The sequence below is a fragment of the Kribbella sp. NPDC050820 genome, from assembly GCF_040653975.1.
Classification (GTDB): Bacteria; Actinomycetota; Actinomycetes; order Propionibacteriales; family Kribbellaceae; genus Kribbella.
In genome coordinates this window covers 141,222-157,330 of record NZ_JBFAHB010000011.1, presented here as the reverse complement: position 1 = coordinate 157,330, position 16,109 = coordinate 141,222, and the positions used below count along the sequence as shown (strand labels likewise).

Sequence of the window (16,109 nt, the reverse complement as noted above, 5' to 3'; positions counted from 1 at the left end):
TACGGCGCGCCGCCGAACGCACCCACCTACGGGGCAGCCAGTGGCCAAGCCGTAACCGATATCGGCCGGCACCGGCCGGTCAGCGGGCGGTGACGGTCAGGCCACGCGCCCGTAGGACGGAGTTCTCCAGCGGCCGGAACACCAGCAGCTCGATGCCCACGCCGACGACGAAGATCAGCAGGATGCCGGCGAACACCATCGAGATGTCCGACAGCGACATGCCGTTGTGCAGGAACTGGCCGAGCCCCTCCCCCAGCTCCGGCGAGGTCGCGATCAGCTCGGCGGCCATCAGCGACCGCCAGGAGAACGCCCAGCCCTGCTTGAGCCCGCCGAGGAACCCGGGCAGCGCCGCCGGTAGCAGGATGTACCGGATCCCGCCGAAACGGCCGGCGCCGAGCGCCTTGCCGACCCGCGGCAGGATCGGCGGCACCTGGTCCAGACCGGACACCAGCCCGTTGGCGATCGACGGCACGGCGCCCAGCAGCACGACCCAGTAGATGGCCCGGTCGTTCAGCCCGAACCACAGGATCGCGGCCGGCACCCAGGCCACCGACGGCAGGCTCTGCAGGCCCGACACCAGCGGCCCGATCCCCCGCCGTACGACGGTGATGTTCGCGATCGCCAGGCCGAGCGGGACCGCGATCAGCAGCGAGATCGCGAACCCGATGACGGCCCGGTGCACCGAGACCCAGAACAGCTCGAGGATCTCGCCGGTCGTGACCAGCTGCCAGATCTGGCCCCATACGTCGATCGGCGCGGGCAGCTTGAACTCCGGCCAGAACGCGGCCGCCCAGAGCGCCTGCCACACCGCGACGAGCAGGGCGATCGCAGCAACGGGCGGCAGCACCCGTCCGGCGATCCGTCGGCCGAGCGATCCCTCACTGGGGTTGACGGGTGTGTCGAGCGCGTCGAGTCCGGCCTCGACGGCGTGCAGGTCCTCCTGGACCTCAGGCTGCGGCATGACTGCTGATCACCTTCCGCAGCGCGCCGTTGATCTCGTCGACAGCGTCGGCCTCGGCCACCTCGTCGACATCCCACTGCCGGACGACCCGGCCAGGCCGAGACGACAGCAGTACGACGCGCTGCCCGAGCCGCACGGCCTCGCGGACGTCGTGCGTGACGAAGAGGATCGCCGTACCGGTGGCACGCCAGATCCGCAGCAGCTCACCCTGCAGCACATCGCGGGTGATCGCGTCCAGCGCGGAGAACGGCTCGTCCATCAACAGCAGCGACGGCTTACCCGCGTCGCCGCCCGTGCTGTCGTCAGTGGACGCCAGCGCTCGCGCCAAAGCGACCCGCTGCCGCATGCCGCCGGACAGCTCGTGCGGACGCTTGTCGCCGAGTCCTGCCAGCCTGACGAGTTCCAGCAATTCTGCTGCCTTCGCACGACGCGCAGCCTTCGGTACGCCGGCCAGCCGCAGCGGCAGCTCGACATTGCCGGCCGCTGTCAGCCACGGCATCAGTGCGGGCTCCTGGAAGACGACCGCCGGGCGGGACGAGTTCAGCTCGATTCGCCCGGTGGTCGGCTGGTCCAGACCGGCCACCAGGTTCAGCAGCGTCGTCTTGCCGCACCCGGAGGCGCCGAGCAGGCAAACGAACTCGCCGGCCGCGACGTCGAGGTCGACACCCTCCAGGGCGACGACCGCGGTACGGCCGTGCCCGAACGCCTTACCGACCTGGTGAAACCGCACGGGTCGCACCCCAGGATCGGACTCGGTTTGATCGACCTCGATCGTCGCGGTCATGGTCAGCCTCCCGGCTCCTCGGCTACTTCGTGTCCAGACCGGCCGCGTCCACAGCCGGCTTCCCTGCCTTGGCGAGTACGTCGTTCAACGGGCCGAGGTCGGCGAATCCGGCGACGGCCGGGGCCTGTTTGGCGATGCCTGCGGCGACCTGGTCCTTGGCCAACTGCGGGAACGTCGACGCGATCGGGTCCGCGGTGATCTCGATGTTGGCGAACGCGCGGTCGATGACGGCCGGCTTCAGCGCCTTGCCGGTGAGCTCCTTCAGCTGCGCGTTCACCACGGTCTTCGCGGCCGCCTGGTCACTGGTGGAGAAGTCGATCGCCGCGACCAGGCCGGTCAGCAGCGCCCGCACCGACTCCGGGTGCTCCTGCAGGAACTGGGTCCGCACGATCAGCACGGTGGTCGGGAACCTGCCGTCCGGCCACAGGGTCTTCTCGTCCAGCAGCACCTTGGCGCCGGCGTCCAGGACCAGGCGCGACGACCAGGGCTCGGGCAGCCAGGCCGCATCCACGTCACCCTTCTTGAAGGCGTCGAGCGTCTGCGCGTTCTCCAGGTTGGTGACCTTGACCTTGCCGGTCAGGTTCTGCTCGGCCAGCCACTTCTTCAGCGACACGTCCTGGGTGTTGCCGAGCTGCGGCGTGACGACGGTCTTGCCGAGCAGATCCTCGGCCTTGGTGATCGTCGGCTTCACGACCAGCTTGGCGCCGCCGGAGGTCGTGCCGGCGATCAGCCGGACCGCCTCGCCGTTGGACTTCGCGTAGGCGTTGATCGCAGGGCCGGAGCCGATGAACGACGCGTCGAGCGAGCCGCCGAGCAGCGCGCCGACCGCTTCGGGGCCGGCGTTGAACTTGGTCGGCACCAGCTTGGTGCTCCCGAGCTCCTTGGTGAACAGGCCCTTGTCCAGGCCGACCAGCGCGGCGGCGTGGGTGACGTTCGGGAAGTAGCCGAGCCGCAGCTCGGTGGCCGGCCCCTTGTCCGTCGCGGCGGCGGGAGCGTCATTGCCCTCCGTGCGGGAGCAGCCGGCCGCGGCGGCGACCAGAGTCAGGACCGCGGCGGAGGCGGCGAGCAGGCGGGCAGGACGAAATCTGGGCATGCGTGAACACCTTCGGTGGTGCAGGCAGCCGTTCGAGCGGCCGCAGGCGGAAGTGTGAGGTGACCGACTGGGTCAGACGGTTTCGAGTTCGCGTTCGCGTTCGCGCTCGGCGCGGACGTCGGCGCGGCGGCCGGTGGTGAGCACGCTGTAGGCGACGACTGCGGCCCAGCCGGCGATCAGGACGCCGTACGCGAGGTAGCGGGTGTTCTCGGCGACGCCGATGCCCTTGAGCAGCGTGCGGGCGTTGGTCAGGACCAGCACCAGGGCGACACCGACACCGAGCCAGCGAGTCGCCAGCCGGGACACCAGCCAAGCGGCCAGCGGTGCGGCGAGGACACCACCGATCAGCAGCGCGGCGACGATGCCGAGCGGCAGGTTCTCCTTGCCGAGCCCGATCAGGAAGCCGACGCTGGCGGCGACCGAGACGATGAACTCGGCCGCGCTCACGGAGCCGACCGTGCGGCGCGGCTCCAGCTTGCCGCTGCTCAGCAGCGTCGAGGTCGCGACCGGCCCCCAGCCGCCGCCACCGGTGGCGTCGATGAACCCGGCCACCAGGCCCAGCGGGCCGAGGAACTTACCGGCCGGCCGGCCCTCGAGCACGGCCCGCACCTTGCCGGTGGCGAACCGGACCAGGAGGTAGACGCCGAGCAGGAGCAGCAGTGCGGCGACCCACAGCGAGGCCGACTCGGTCGACAGGCTGGACAGGAAGGTCGCGCCGGCGAACGCGCCGACACCACCGGGCACACCGATCAGCGCGACCACGCGCCAGTCGACGTTGCCGAACCGCCAGTGCGAGACACCGGAGGCCAGCGTGGTGCCGACTTCGGCAAGGTGGACGGAGGCGGAAGCGACGGCAGGCGTGATGCCGGTGATCAGCAGGGCCGTGGTGGCGGTGACGCCGTAGGCCATGCCGAGCGTGCCGTCGACGAGCTGGGCAACGGAACCGAGCAGGGCGATCAGGATGAGACGACGCACGGGACTGTTCCTTCGGGCGAGGACTGGGTGGACGGGACCGAGTTGGTGCGCCGAAGGTCAACAGCAAGCGGAGTTCACGCGGAGCAGGTCGACATGCCGGCGCCGCGTCAGGGCGTCGCCGGGTGCGTTCGTGGTGACCTGCATGCCTCCATGAAAGCGGACAAAGTCGAGCAAGATGCTCAGGTTTCACGATCCGAGACAAGAATTCTCTCTGTGAGACAGTCGTCCGGTTCTGGTCAGGATGTTGAAAGCGCGCCGGGCACCTGCCTACGGTCCTCGGGGTATCGACGAGCCTGAGGAGCCGCCTGATGCACGAGCTGCCGGACGGATGGACACCTGGTGGTCCGTTGAGTGCTGGAACGCTCAAGACCGAGTACGCCGTTCGCCCGCTGGGGACCGATGTCCGGCGGCCACGGTTCGGGTGGATCGCGACCGCTCCCGGGTACGGCGCGACCCAGTCGGCGTACCAGGTCATGGTCGGATCCGAGCCCGGGCTCGGCGACGTCTGGGACTCCGGCAAGCAGCCGTCGTCCCGGAGCTTCGGCATCGAGTACGACGGCTCGCCGCTGACACCTCGCACTCGGTATCACTGGACCGTGCGCCTCTGGGACTCCCAGGACCGCGAGGGCGACTGGGCCGAGCCCGAGTGGTTCGAGACCGCGCTCCTCGACGAGGGATTCGGCGCCGCGCGCTGGATCGGCGGCGCCAACCTGCTCCGCAAGTCGTTCACCGCCGACGGCACGGTGACGCGAGCCCGGCTGTACGCGAGCGGCCTCGGGTATGCGGACCTGCGACTCAACGGCCGGCCGGTGAGCGACGCCGTACTCGATCCCGGCTTCACCAACTACGACCACACCGTCCTCTACGTCACCCACGACGTCACCGAACTGGTCCAGTCCGGCGACAACATGGTCGGCGCCGAGCTCGGCCGTGGATTCTTCGGCCTGAGCACACCCAACGCCTGGCGCTGGCACCAGACGCCCTGGACGGCCGAGCCGCAACTCCTCGCCCGTCTGGTGATCGAGTACGACGACGGCCGCAGCGTCGAGGTCGTGTCGGACGAGTCCTGGCACGTCACCGCCGGTCCGACCATCTCCGACGACCTCTACACCGGCGAGACGTACGACGCCCGTCGCGCCCTCCCCGGCTGGGACACCGCAGCCTTCGACGCCTCCACCTGGGCAGCGGCCGCTGTGGTCGACGCACCGAAGGGCAAGCTCGTCGCCCAGGCCCACGAGCCGATCCGGGTGATCGAGACGGTCGAGCCGATGGACGTCACCGAGGTCCGGCCCGGGGTGTGGATCGCCGACTTCGGGCGAACCACGGCCGGATGGACCAAGCTGGCCGTGACCGCCGAGGCCGGCACCGTGATCACCCTGACCCATGGCGAGACGGTTGCCGATGGCAACGTGGTGGCCGTCAACGTGCACGTCGAGAGCGACCGGATCCAGCGCGACGAGTACATCGCGGCCGGGAACGGTGTCGAGGAGTGGGAGCCGCGGTTCTCCTACAAGGGCTTCCGCTACGTCCAGATCGAGGGCGTGTCCGAACGACCCGACGTGCGGATGCGGGAGGTGCACTCCGACGTGCGGACGGTGACCCGGTTCACCTCGGCACAGGCGTCGTACGAGCAGTTCGACCGGGCGATGCGGCGGACGATCCTGAATAACCTGCACGGCATCCCGACCGACACGCCGTTCATGGAGAAGAACGGGTGGACCGGTGACGCGCAGGTGGGCGGGCCGACGATGCTCGCGTCCCTCGACCTGGCAAGGTTCTTCACCAAGTGGCTGGGCGACATCCGCGACAGCCAGGCCGAGTCCGGCCAGTTGCCGGTGATCGTCCCGTCCAGCGGCTGGGGTTTCACCGACCTCTCCCCCGCGACCGAGTGGCCGACGGTCTACCCGTTCCTGCTCCGCGAGCTCTACCGCTCGTACGGCGACGAGCGCCTGCTGCGTGAGCACTGGGACTCGCTCACCCGCTACCTGTCCTGGGAGATCGACCGGGTCGAGGACGGCCTGTCCGTCAGCGTCCTCGGCGACTGGCTCCCACCCGGCTTCGGCAGCGGCCCGGCCCCGGAGGACCGGCGGCTCACGGGTACGGCGTACCTCTACCGGGCGGTGATCGCGGCCGCGGAGATCGGCGACCTGATCGGCAGGCCGCACGACTACCGGAAGGCTGCGACCGACCTGCAGGACGGGCTCAACCGCGCGTTCCTGGATCGCGAGGCGGCGGTCTACAAGTCGGGTGAGGACCCGGACTACCGGCAGACGTCCAACGCGGTGCCGCTGGCGTTCGGCATCGTGCCTGAGGACCTGGCCGAGCGAGTCGCGGCCAACCTCGCCGCGGACGTCGAGGCGCGTGGCTTCCACCTCAACACCGGCTGCCTCGGTGTCGGCGTCCTGCTGCCGGTGCTGACGGCGTACGGGTACGCCGATGCGGCGACGAAGGTCGCGTTGCAGCGGACGTACCCGAGCTGGGGTTACTGGTTCGATCTGGGCGCGGACACGATGTGGGAGAAGTGGGAGGAGGACTCGCGGTCGCGGAACCACTACTTCCAGGGCACGGTCGTGCAGTGGGTGTACGAGAACGTCGCCGGCCTGCGCAACCTCGACGCGGGCTGGGAGCGGATCCTGGTCCGGCCGGACGCGCGCGACCAGGTCGGCTCGGCGGCGATCCGCACCGAGACGATCCGCGGCCGGGTCTCGGTGGCGTGGAAGCAGGTCAGCCGGGTGCTGTCGCTGGATGTGCAGGTCCCGGTGGGTACGACGGCCGAGGTCCATGTACCGTCCGCGGCGGCTTCGGACGTCAGCGCCGTACCGGCTCCGTTCGTGGGTGAGCCGTCGTACGCGGACGGCTACACCGTCTACACGGTGCCGGCCGGGCTGTGGACGTTCACGAGCCGGTCGGCGTGACCTTGGTGTAGAGCAGGTCCCGGCACACGCGGCCCTCGGTCTGGGCGCGCGCCTCGAACTTCGTGATCGGGCGCCACTCGGGTCGCGGGGCCCACCCGTCGTACTGGTTGTGCAGCAGCGGCTCCGCGTCGCACACCTCGCGCATGCGGTCCGCGTAGTCCGTCCAGTCCGTTGCCAGGTGCAACGTTCCGCCGGACTGCAGGCGGGACGCGACCAGCCCGACGAACGGCGGGGTGACCAGGCGGCGCTTGTGGTGCCGCTTCTTCGGCCACGGGTCCGGGAAGTAGATCCGTACGCCGGCCAGCACGCCAGGCTCGACGTGGTCGCGGAGGAAGTCCAGCGCGTCACCCTGCAGCAGCCGGACGTTGTCGAGGTCGTACTTCTCCACCCACAGCATCAGCTGGCCCAGGCCGGCCGGGTACACCTCGGCGGCCAGATGGTTCACCTCCGGCGCCGCCACCGCGAGCTGCGCGGTCGCGTCACCCATCCCGGAGCCGATCTCGAGCACGGTAGGCGCTTCCCGCCCGAACCACTCGTCCAGATCGAGCGGCCCCGGCGGCAGGTCCTCGAGCTTGCGGCCCAGCGACGGCCAGTGCGTCTCCCAGACACGCTGCTGCCCAACCGTCATCCGGACGCTACGCCGGACGTGGCTGAAAACCCCCGCCTGCCTGACCTGATCCACCGCTTCCACCAGCAGAAGTCTATTAGTCGTCCCAGAACAAGTGGGCAACGGTGTTGTGGGCCCGGCGGGTGATGCGCAGGTAGTCGTCGGAGAAGCGGCTGGTCTCGCCGGGCGGGTAGCCGCAGATCTGGGCGACCGCGGCGAGGTCGCGGGGATCGCGGGGCAGCGAGTCGCCGGGGCGGGCGCGGACGAGCATGATCGCGTTCCGGATCCGGGTCGCCATTTCCCACGCGATCCGCAGGGTCTCGGCGTCGGTCGCCTGGAACAGGCCGGCCTCGACTGCGGTCCGCAGTGCGCCGAGGGTGCGCGTCGTACGCAGAGCGGGGACGTTGTGGGCCTCGCGCAGCTGCAACAGCTGGACGGTCCACTCGATGTCGGCCAGACCGCCGCGGCCGAGCTTGGTGTGCGTGCTCCGATCGGCACCCCGCGGCAGGCGTTCAGCGTCCACGCGCGCCTTGATCCGGCGGATCTCGAGTACGTCGCGCTCGCTGACACCGTCCTCCGGGTAGCGCAGCGGGTCGATCAGCGCACGGAACGACTCACACAGGTCGGCGTCTCCACAGAGCGGGTCGGCTCGCAGCAACGCCTGCGCCTCCCACACCGCCGACCAGCGCGCGTAGTACGACGCGTACGACGCCAACGTCCGGACCAACGGTCCCTGCCGACCCTCCGGCCGCAGATCCGCGTCGACCTGAACGGCCGGATCGGCACCGGGCAGAGCCAGCAACCGCCGCAACTCGGTGGCGGTCTGGGTGGCGAAATCGGTCGCGGCCTTCTCGTCGGCACCCGGCACCGGATCGTGGACGAACATCACGTCCGCATCGCTGCCGTAGCTGAGCTCATGCCCGCCGAAGCGCCCCATCGCGACGATCGACATCCGGGTCGGCTCGGGCTCCCCCTTCGCGATCGCCCGCCGGGCCACGTCGAGCGCAGTGGTCAGCGTCCCGACCGAGATCGTGGTCAGCGCCTCACCGGCAGTCTCGACGTCGAGCAGCCCGGACAGATCGGCCGCGGCGACCCGGAACAGCTCACGCCGCCGGACCGCACGAATCGCAGCCACGGCCGCCTCGGGCTGGTCCTGGCGGCCCGCGGCCGCGGACATCTCGGACAGGAGACTGTCCTGTGACCGCGGGACGAGCTCCCGCTCGTCGGCGAGCATCGCGGTCGCTTCGGGTGCCCGCTGCAACAGGTCGACGGCGAACCGGCCGCTCGCGAGCAGGTGGGCGAGCCGCTCGGCGGACGCGCCCTCGTCACGCAACTGGCGCAGGTACCACGGCGTCGACCCGAGCGTGTCCGAGATGGTCCGGAACGCGAGCAGTCCGGCGTCCGGATCCGGCGACTCGGCGAACCAGCCGAGCATCGCCGGCAGCAACGCCTTCTGGATCGACGACCGGCGGGACACTCCTTCGGACAGCGCCTCGATGTGCCGCAGCGCCGACGACGGATCGGCGTACCCGAGCGCGGTCAGCCGCTGCTTGGCCGCCTCCGGCGTCAGCCGCACCTCGCCGCCGGGGATCCGCGCGACGGCCGCGAGCAGTGGCCGGTAGAACAGCTTCTCGTGCAGGCGCCGAACCTCCAGCGCATGCTTCTTCCAGGCCGCGGTCAGGTCCTTGACCGGGTTCTTCGTGAAGCCGAGCGACCGCCCGAGCCTGCGCAGGTCGGCTTCGTCATCCGGGACCTGATGGGTACGGCGAAGCCGGTACAGCTGGATGCGGTGCTCCATCGACCGCAGGAAGCGGTAGGCATCCGCGAGTACGGCACCGTCGGTGCGACCGACGTACCCGTGCGTGGTGAGCTGCTCGAGCGCGACGAGCGTCGTACCGCTGTGGACCGACTCGTCGCTGCGGCCGTGCACGAGTTGCAGCAGCTGTACGGCGAACTCCACGTCCCGCAGACCGCCAGGCCCGAGCTTGAGTTGGCGATCGACGTCGGCGGCCGGAATGTGGTCGATCACGCGCCGCCGCATCGCCTGCACGTCGTCGACGAACCCCTGCCGATCCGCCGCCGACCACACCAGCTCGGCTGTCTTCTCGGCGTACCGCTGACCGAGCTCCGCGTCACCCGCGACTGGGCGGGCCTTGAGGAGGGCCTGGAACTCCCACGTCTTGGCCCAGCGCTGGTAGTACGCGAGGTGGCTCTCGAGGGTACGGACGAGCGGGCCGGACTTGCCCTCCGGACGCAAGGCCGCGTCGACCGGCCAGAGGGTGCCCTCGGCGGTGTGCGCCGAGCAGATCCGCATCGTGGCGGCAGCGAGCTGGGTCGCGGTCTTGAGCGCTGGCGCTTCGGGCTCACCGTCGTGCGGCTCGGCGACGAACAGGACGTCGACGTCGCTGACGTAGTTCAGCTCGCGGCCGCCGCACTTGCCCATGGCAATGATCGCCAGCCGGCACTCGGCGGCGGCCGGGTGCGCGGCGAAGTACTCGTTGCGCGCGATGTGCAGCGCGGTCTCCAGCGCTCCCCCGGCGAGATCGGCCAGTACGGCGGCCACCTCGTCGACGAGCAGCCCTTCGGCGAGATCCCGCGCGGCGAGCCGCAGCAGCAGCCGGCGGTATTCGACCCGCAGCGCGTCGACCGGGTTCGGTGCGTCGACCGCGCTGGCGAGCTTGGCCCGGACGTCCTCGGCCGACGGACGTACGCCGGCCAGCGCCGGGTCGGCCAGGTCGTACCAGTGCCGTGGGTGCACGCCGAGGTGCCGGCCGAGCGCCTCACTCGCACCGAGCACGAAGACGAGCCGGCGACGGAAGTCGTCGTCCATCTCCAACGTGCGGGCGAACGCGGCGACGTCGTACTTGTTGCGGTGCAGTGCCTCGGCCAGTCCGAGCAACCCGTGCAGCGCGAGATCGGGGTCGGCGGACTCGGACAGCGAGGTGATCAGCGGCTCGGTCGCCGTCGGGCTGTGCGACTCCAGCTGGTCCAACTGCTCCAGCATCAACCCGGCCCGCTGCGGATCCGCAAACCCCAGCCGAACGAGCCGGCCTTCCCACGAGCCCCTGCGCGCCTCAGCCACCCCCGCAGGCTATCCAAGCCCCCGATGTCCCGGTCTGCGGGCTCGGTCCTGTCTGCTGATCCCGCGCCGTAGCGAGAAGGTGCTCGGTGCGGCGAGGTGCCGTGCCGAGTGCCGCGCAGTAGGCGGGGGATCAGCAGACAGGGCCTAGGTGCGACACTCAAGATCTCGGACAGATCGCGAGGAGATTGCGATGAATACTCGGCGTCGTGTAGCGAATTCGCTCAGTAGTCGGCATGATGGCTGTCCATGGTCATGATGACGGGGTCGCTCGCTGTTCGGGGCACGGTGGTCTGGTTGACGCCCCAGCAGGGCGGGCGAGTGTCGGGTCCGCCTGAGCCGGACTACGACTACGACTACACAGCCACCGCCTACCTCCCACCACGGACGGCGGACGACGGCCAGGCCGGGGTCGCGTTACGCGAGTTCGTCCCCGGTGCCTGGCGCACCGCGGCCGAGGGGATTCTCGTGCCGGCCAAGGGCAATCGCGCCCAGCAGGTGATCCCCGGATGCCTGGTGGTGATCACCGAAGGCACCCGCCCGGTCGGCCTGCTCACGGTCGAGGAGGTGCACGCTCTCGCGCCCGACGGCTCGCCGATCCTCCCGGCTCCGGTCTCGGTCCTCGCGGACTTCACCGTCCCCACGCCGCCGCCCCCGATCGACCCGCCGTACCGACACTCGACCGCGGCCGCACGCTGGACCTCGAAGCACGCCTCCGAGGACCAACTCGTCGATCTCTGAACACACTCTGTCATACTCTGCCTACTCAGTGTTACATTATGCGTCGCTGGAAGCGGGTTGTCGCAGTCCTGCTGGTCGCCGCCGTCGCCCTGATCCTGGAGGGCTGGGCCGCGAGCGCCCATGCCGCGCCGGCGTTGTTCAAGAAGTGCACCTACACCCGTACGCCGGACGGCACCGTCCGGCCGCCGTACTCCCTGGCTCCACTGGTCGGCGTCGTCAAGGTCACCGTGGAGACGAACCGCGGCACGCTGGTCCTGCAGCTTGACCGGCGTGACGCCCCCTGCGCCGTCCACAGCTTCACCCACCTGGCGCTGACCCGCTTCTACAACCAGACCCCGTGCCCACGCCCCACCCAGGCGATCCTCGAGTGCGACGCGCGCCGGCCTGGCTACACGTTCAGCCCTTCGAGCTGACCGGCAGGGAGTCCTACACCCGCGGCGTAATTGCCCTAAGCAACGACACCGGAAACAGCAGCACTTTCTACTTCGTCCTCAAGGCGACCACCCTCCCAACCCCCGCCACGATCATCGGCACCGTAACTACCGGCATGCAGGACGTAACTTCCCCACAACCTGTGCAGATCCTCAGCGTCCTAGTGGGCTAGGCAAGCAGGCCGGTCGGGCACAGCCAAGCCCCGGTTCCTCACCCGCACCTCCGCCCACCCCGCTCCCAGCCCAAGCCTGTCCACCGCGACAGCTCCGCCGACGCGAGGGACGCGGCGACCCGCCGATGAAAGGAATGTGACAGCCCGCCGACGGAAAGGACGCGACCCTCCCGCCGACGGAAGGAATGCGACGGTCGCGCCGATGGCTGCGACGCGGTCGCTCCTCGACGGAAGGAATGCGACGGTCGCGCCGACCGAAGGGACGCGACGGTCGCGCCGATGGCTGCGACGCGGTCGCTCCTCGACGGAAGCGACGCGACGGTCCCGCCGCTGGAAGGGATATCCATCCGACATGAGGGTTCTCCCCTGGTACACGAGAGGAGAACCTCCAAGTCAGGCGGATAACCACTCAAGCGATGCGCAAGAGCTGCCGGGTGCCGCCGGCTGGGTTTGGTGATGCAGACGGACAGTGGGCCTTGTCGGCAGCCGGTGGGTGTCCTCCCAGGGTGACTGTTCAGATGGGCGAGCTGGATCGGGGGCTTGGACAGGTACTGGTGGGCTGGCACCTGGTATTTCCTGTCCGCGCCAACCAGAAGCTGTCCTCGGCCCCGAGCCGCAGCGGATCAACGCCGATTGCCTGAACGCTGTCCGACAGCACGCGGAGCGCGGGCGACAGACCCGCAACCATCGCGGCAGCCTGTGGGCGATAGCCGAACGTGCGTGGGCCCACAGACCGAAGGCGGGTGGGAGTGCGCAGCACGCGTGGGTCAGCCACATCCGCCACCACCACCGTCCGCCCACCGACGGGCACCGACCCGGCTACCACCCGCGCGATAAGCGCACACCGCGGGCGCCAGCCGGAGGCCCGGCGACAGCCCGGAGGCCCGGCGACAGCCCGGAGGCCCGGCGGCAGCCCGGTGGTCCGGCGGCAGCTGGGAGCTGCTGGCGACAAGCCAGCACACCGCCGGCGACAGCCCGGCAACTGCCGGCGGCAGCCCGGCAAGAAGTGCACCGGCGATAAGCCCGGGGGGTGGGTGGGAGCGCGCCTAGCGGCCGCGAGGAGGAGCGGGGCGACGAGGAACGCTGTGTAGCGCGCGTGGGCTGGGCCTACAGGACCGGCAGGAGTTTGTTGAGTTCGAAAGGCGTTACCTGGCGGCGGTAGTCCTGCCACTCGGCGCGCTTGTTGCGGAGGAAGAAGTCGAAGACGTGTTCGCCGAGGGTTTCCGCGACGAGCTCGCTGTCCTCCATTGCGCTGATCGCCTCGGCCAGGCTGCTGGGTAGCGGCTTGATTCCGAGGGCCTTGCGTTCGCGGGACGTCAGCGACCACACGTCGTCCTCGACCTCACGCGGCAGCTCGTACCCTTCCTCGATCCCCTTCAGCCCCGCCGCCAGCATCAGCGCGAAAGCAAGATAAGGGTTCGTCGCCGAGTCCAACGACCGGAACTCGACGCGCGACGACTGCCCCTTGTGCGGCTTGTACATCGGGACCCGGACCAGCGCGGACCGGTTGTTGTGACCCCAGGAGATGAACGACGGCGCCTCGTCACCGACGGCGAGCCGCTTGTACGAGTTGACCCACTGGTTGGTGACCGCGGTGATCTCGGCCGCGTGGTGCAGCAGGCCGGCGATGAAGGCCCGGCCGGTCTTGGACAGCTGGTACTGCGCCCCGCCTTCGAAGAACGCGTTCCGGTCCCCCTCGAACAGGGACATGTGGGTGTGCATGCCGGACCCGGGCTGGTCGCTCAGCGGCTTGGGCATGAAGGACGCGTAGATGCCCTGGCTCAGCGCCACCTCCTTCACGACCACCCGGAAGGTCATGATGTTGTCGGCGGTGGTGAGGGCGTCGGCGTACCGCAGGTCGATCTCCTGCTGGCCGGGGCCGCCCTCGTGGTGGCTGAACTCGACCGAGATGCCCATCGACTCCAGCATCGTGATCGCCTCGCGGCGGAAGTCGTTGCCGATGCCTTGCGGGGTGTGGTCGAAGTACCCGGACTGGTCCACCGGCTCCAGCTTCGTGCCGGGCTCGCCGGTCAGCGACTTGAACAGGTAGAACTCGATCTCGGGGTGGGTGTAGAAGGTGAACCCGAGGTCGGCCGCCTTCGACAGCGTCCGCTTCAGCACGTACCGCGGGTCGGCGAAGGACGCGGAGCCGTCGGGCATGTTGATGTCGCAGAACATCCGCGCGGTGCCCATCGTCTCGCCGCGCCAGGGCAGGATCTGGAACGTCGACGGGTCCGGCTTGGCCAGCATGTCCGCCTCGGTGACGCGGGCGAAGCCCTCGATCGCGGAGCCGTCGAACCCGATGCCCTCGGCGAACGCGCCCTCGAGCTCGGCCGGCGCCACGGCCACGGACTTCAGGAACCCGAGCACGTCGGTGAACCAGAGCCGCACGAAGCGTACGTCGCGCTCCTCGAGCGCGCGCAGTACGAACTCCTGCTGCTTGTCCATCAGTCCACCTCTCGCCGGATACTTCAGGGCCCCTCACACAGTCTGCCCCGCGTCTGTTAAGCAGACGTTACGTGCTGGTGCGGACACTGCGCCGATCAGGGCCTACCGTTTCCCGGGTGCAGACAGTCTTTCGCGCCGCGCTGATCGTGGCCGCGATCCTCTGTGCCAGCGACCTGATCCTCGGTACGGCGCGGTTCGCCCAGTCGCTACGCGGCCGGCGGCCCGCCGAGCGGGACGTGCTGGGCCGGCGCTGGCTCCCGGTACCGGAGCTCGGATTCGGCATGTGCGCGTTCTGCTGCACCGGGCTGGTCACGCTCGGGCTGACCCACCACGAGGCCGACGACCTGCCGACGAAGCAGATCCTGCTCGCCGCACTGGTCTTCGGGTACGCCGGCGCCGTGCTGTCCCGCGTGGTCCGGACACCCGGCCCGGGCGGCCGCCGGTTCCGGCTACGCGCCGGCCTGCTCCTTGGCCTGCCGGCCCTCTTCGGCCTGGTCTTCGGCCTCTCCGGCGTCGCGGTCTGACGCCTGCCCGGTCTCGGCGTCCAGCGCCTCTCCGGCGTCGCCGTCTGACGCATTCCGGTCCCACCGCCGCCGGAACCAGGGCACGATCCGCTCCATCGGCGCGAACGCCAGCCAGCAGACCACGGTCGGCAGGAAGTGGATCAGCAGGATCGCCGTGTTCGCTGCGTGGAACCCGAGGAAGAACAGCACCCCGAGCAGTTGCCACCGCCCCTTCAGCCACAGGATCACCGGCGACAGGAGCTCCGCGATGATCCCGACCCACTGCATCACGTGCAGCATCCACGGGTGGTGCAGCAACCACTCTCCGACCGGGTGCGGCCGCCGTACGATCGCCCACGTCAGTACGGCGCTGCCCGGCCACGTCAGCGCCCACCCGGCACTGCGCAGCTTCGCCACGGCGGACAGGAAGTACGTCGCGATCACGCAGATCTGGACGCACCGGACCGCCCACCCGGCCGCCTCCGACCGGGTCTGGTCGCCGTACGACGCCTTACCCACCGTCGGCAGCACCCAGAGCGCGATCACCAGGGCGAGGTGGTCGTGGTCGACCTTCCCGTCGCTCATCCCGATCAGCACCCACCAGGTGAACGCCGGCGCGACGATCCAGCCGGAGATCCGGGGCAACCGGTTCGACGCGCCGATCAGGCAGAACACGATCAGGACGACGTACAGGATCGTGGTGTTGGTGACCGACGGCCTGGGCAGCTCGAAGATCCGGGCCAGCAGCAACGGCTGGTACAGGCCCGGGTGCTCGCCCTTGAGCCTGGTGTCACGGACGAACGCGTGCATGTCGAGGATGACGAACAGGTACAGGACGGTCCGCAACCAGGCGATCCGCCCCAGCGCGATCGCAGGCGTGAACCAGTTGAGCGCCCTCATCGCCGTACCTCCCAGGTCGCCAGCACCTCGGATTTCGGCGGGCCCTCGACCCGGCCCTTGACCAGTTGGGTGGTGTCCCGGATCAGCTCGAGCTTCACGTACTTCGGCTCGTCCGGGTGCTTGCGCGCCCACCCGTCCGCGACCTGTTGGAGCAGCGACGGGTCCTTCACGATCTCCCCGGTCCGCGCCTCGATCTCGGCCCGGGCCACGCCGGCGCCCTCGATGTTGAGCGGTACGTCGACCGTCGTGCCGGCGTCGGTCCGGGCACTGATCCGGGTGTAGGTGATCGACGCGTCGTCGGGCACGGACATCGCGTACTGCGACATCGGCCCGAACGGCCACGCGTCATCCGTCGCCCGGACCGATCCGTTGATCAGCAATCCGATCCCGACCACGGCCACGAGCACTCGCAGCCCCTTGCCGACCCGTCCCAGCCGGACGTCCCCTGCCGGCTCCTGCCCACTCGTCACGCCCGCCATTACACACCACTCCCGACCGC

At 69.8% G+C, this 16,109-nt stretch carries 14 protein-coding genes; 4 read left to right on the top strand and 10 right to left on the bottom strand.

Features of this window, described 5'->3' with window-relative positions:
• Window positions 1-79: 79 nt before the first annotated feature.
• The 5 genes from AB0H36_RS13190 to AB0H36_RS13170 form a co-directional block, all read right to left on the bottom strand.
• Window positions 80-961 carry an ABC transporter permease gene (locus AB0H36_RS13190; protein ID WP_360521011.1) on the bottom strand — a complete coding sequence of 294 codons (882 nt, stop codon included), beginning with the start codon at window positions 959-961 and terminating at the stop codon, window positions 80-82.
• A complete protein-coding gene (locus AB0H36_RS13185) occupies window positions 948-1,745 on the bottom strand; it encodes an ABC transporter ATP-binding protein (protein WP_360521008.1) in 798 nt (265 codons plus the stop codon). The genes AB0H36_RS13190 and AB0H36_RS13185 overlap by 14 nt, the downstream gene beginning before the upstream one ends.
• Window positions 1,746-1,767: 22 nt before the next feature.
• A complete protein-coding gene (locus AB0H36_RS13180; protein WP_360521005.1) occupies window positions 1,768-2,838 on the bottom strand; it encodes an ABC transporter substrate-binding protein in 1,071 nt (356 codons plus the stop codon).
• A 72-nt stretch (window positions 2,839-2,910) separates the two neighbouring features.
• Entirely contained in the window at window positions 2,911-3,813 is a 903-nt protein-coding gene (locus AB0H36_RS13175; protein ID WP_360521002.1) for a sulfite exporter TauE/SafE family protein, read from the bottom strand.
• 57 nt (window positions 3,814-3,870) lie between these two features.
• Entirely contained in the window at window positions 3,871-3,957 is an 87-nt protein-coding gene (locus tag AB0H36_RS13170; protein ID WP_360521122.1) for a putative leader peptide, read from the bottom strand.
• Between the two features lie 164 nt (window positions 3,958-4,121).
• Here AB0H36_RS13170 and AB0H36_RS13165 point away from each other — a divergent pair, with 164 nt between their 5' ends.
• Window positions 4,122-6,728 carry a family 78 glycoside hydrolase catalytic domain gene (locus tag AB0H36_RS13165; protein WP_360520999.1) on the top strand — a complete coding sequence of 869 codons (2,607 nt, stop codon included), beginning with the start codon at window positions 4,122-4,124 and terminating at the stop codon, window positions 6,726-6,728.
• On the opposite strand, the gene trmB is transcribed toward AB0H36_RS13165, so the two are convergent.
• Window positions 6,709-7,419, bottom strand: coding sequence for a tRNA (guanosine(46)-N7)-methyltransferase TrmB (trmB, locus tag AB0H36_RS13160; protein WP_360520996.1), 711 nt, complete (start codon window positions 7,417-7,419; stop codon window positions 6,709-6,711). The genes AB0H36_RS13165 and trmB overlap by 20 nt on opposite strands.
• Window positions 7,420-7,432: 13 nt before the next feature.
• Window positions 7,433-10,417, bottom strand: coding sequence for a bifunctional [glutamine synthetase] adenylyltransferase/[glutamine synthetase]-adenylyl-L-tyrosine phosphorylase (locus AB0H36_RS13155; protein ID WP_360520993.1), 2,985 nt, complete (start codon window positions 10,415-10,417; stop codon window positions 7,433-7,435).
• 246 nt (window positions 10,418-10,663) lie between these two features.
• Here AB0H36_RS13155 and AB0H36_RS13150 point away from each other — a divergent pair, with 246 nt between their 5' ends.
• On the top strand, window positions 10,664-11,155 hold the full coding sequence (locus AB0H36_RS13150; RefSeq protein WP_360520990.1) for a hypothetical protein: 492 nt from the start codon (window positions 10,664-10,666) through the stop codon (window positions 11,153-11,155).
• Between the two features lie 38 nt (window positions 11,156-11,193).
• Entirely contained in the window at window positions 11,194-11,568 is a 375-nt protein-coding gene (locus AB0H36_RS13145) for a peptidylprolyl isomerase (RefSeq protein WP_360520987.1), read from the top strand.
• 1,298 nt (window positions 11,569-12,866) lie between these two features.
• On the opposite strand, the gene glnA is transcribed toward AB0H36_RS13145, so the two are convergent.
• A complete protein-coding gene (gene glnA / locus AB0H36_RS13140; RefSeq protein WP_360520984.1) occupies window positions 12,867-14,207 on the bottom strand; it encodes a type I glutamate--ammonia ligase in 1,341 nt (446 codons plus the stop codon).
• A gap of 116 nt (window positions 14,208-14,323) precedes the next feature.
• Here glnA and AB0H36_RS13135 point away from each other — a divergent pair, with 116 nt between their 5' ends.
• Window positions 14,324-14,731, top strand: coding sequence for a hypothetical protein (locus tag AB0H36_RS13135; RefSeq protein WP_360520981.1), 408 nt, complete (start codon window positions 14,324-14,326; stop codon window positions 14,729-14,731).
• Here AB0H36_RS13135 and AB0H36_RS13130 read toward each other — a convergent pair.
• Both AB0H36_RS13130 and AB0H36_RS13125 read right to left on the bottom strand, forming a co-directional pair.
• On the bottom strand, window positions 14,657-15,610 hold the full coding sequence (locus AB0H36_RS13130; protein WP_360520978.1) for an HTTM domain-containing protein: 954 nt from the start codon (window positions 15,608-15,610) through the stop codon (window positions 14,657-14,659). The two genes, AB0H36_RS13135 and AB0H36_RS13130, sit on opposite strands and share 75 nt — an antisense overlap.
• The gene (locus AB0H36_RS13125; RefSeq protein ID WP_360521119.1) at window positions 15,607-16,089 is read right to left on the bottom strand and encodes a hypothetical protein; all 483 of its coding nucleotides are present in this window, start codon (window positions 16,087-16,089) and stop codon (window positions 15,607-15,609) included. The genes AB0H36_RS13130 and AB0H36_RS13125 overlap by 4 nt, the downstream gene beginning before the upstream one ends.
• Window positions 16,090-16,109 lie beyond the last annotated feature (20 nt).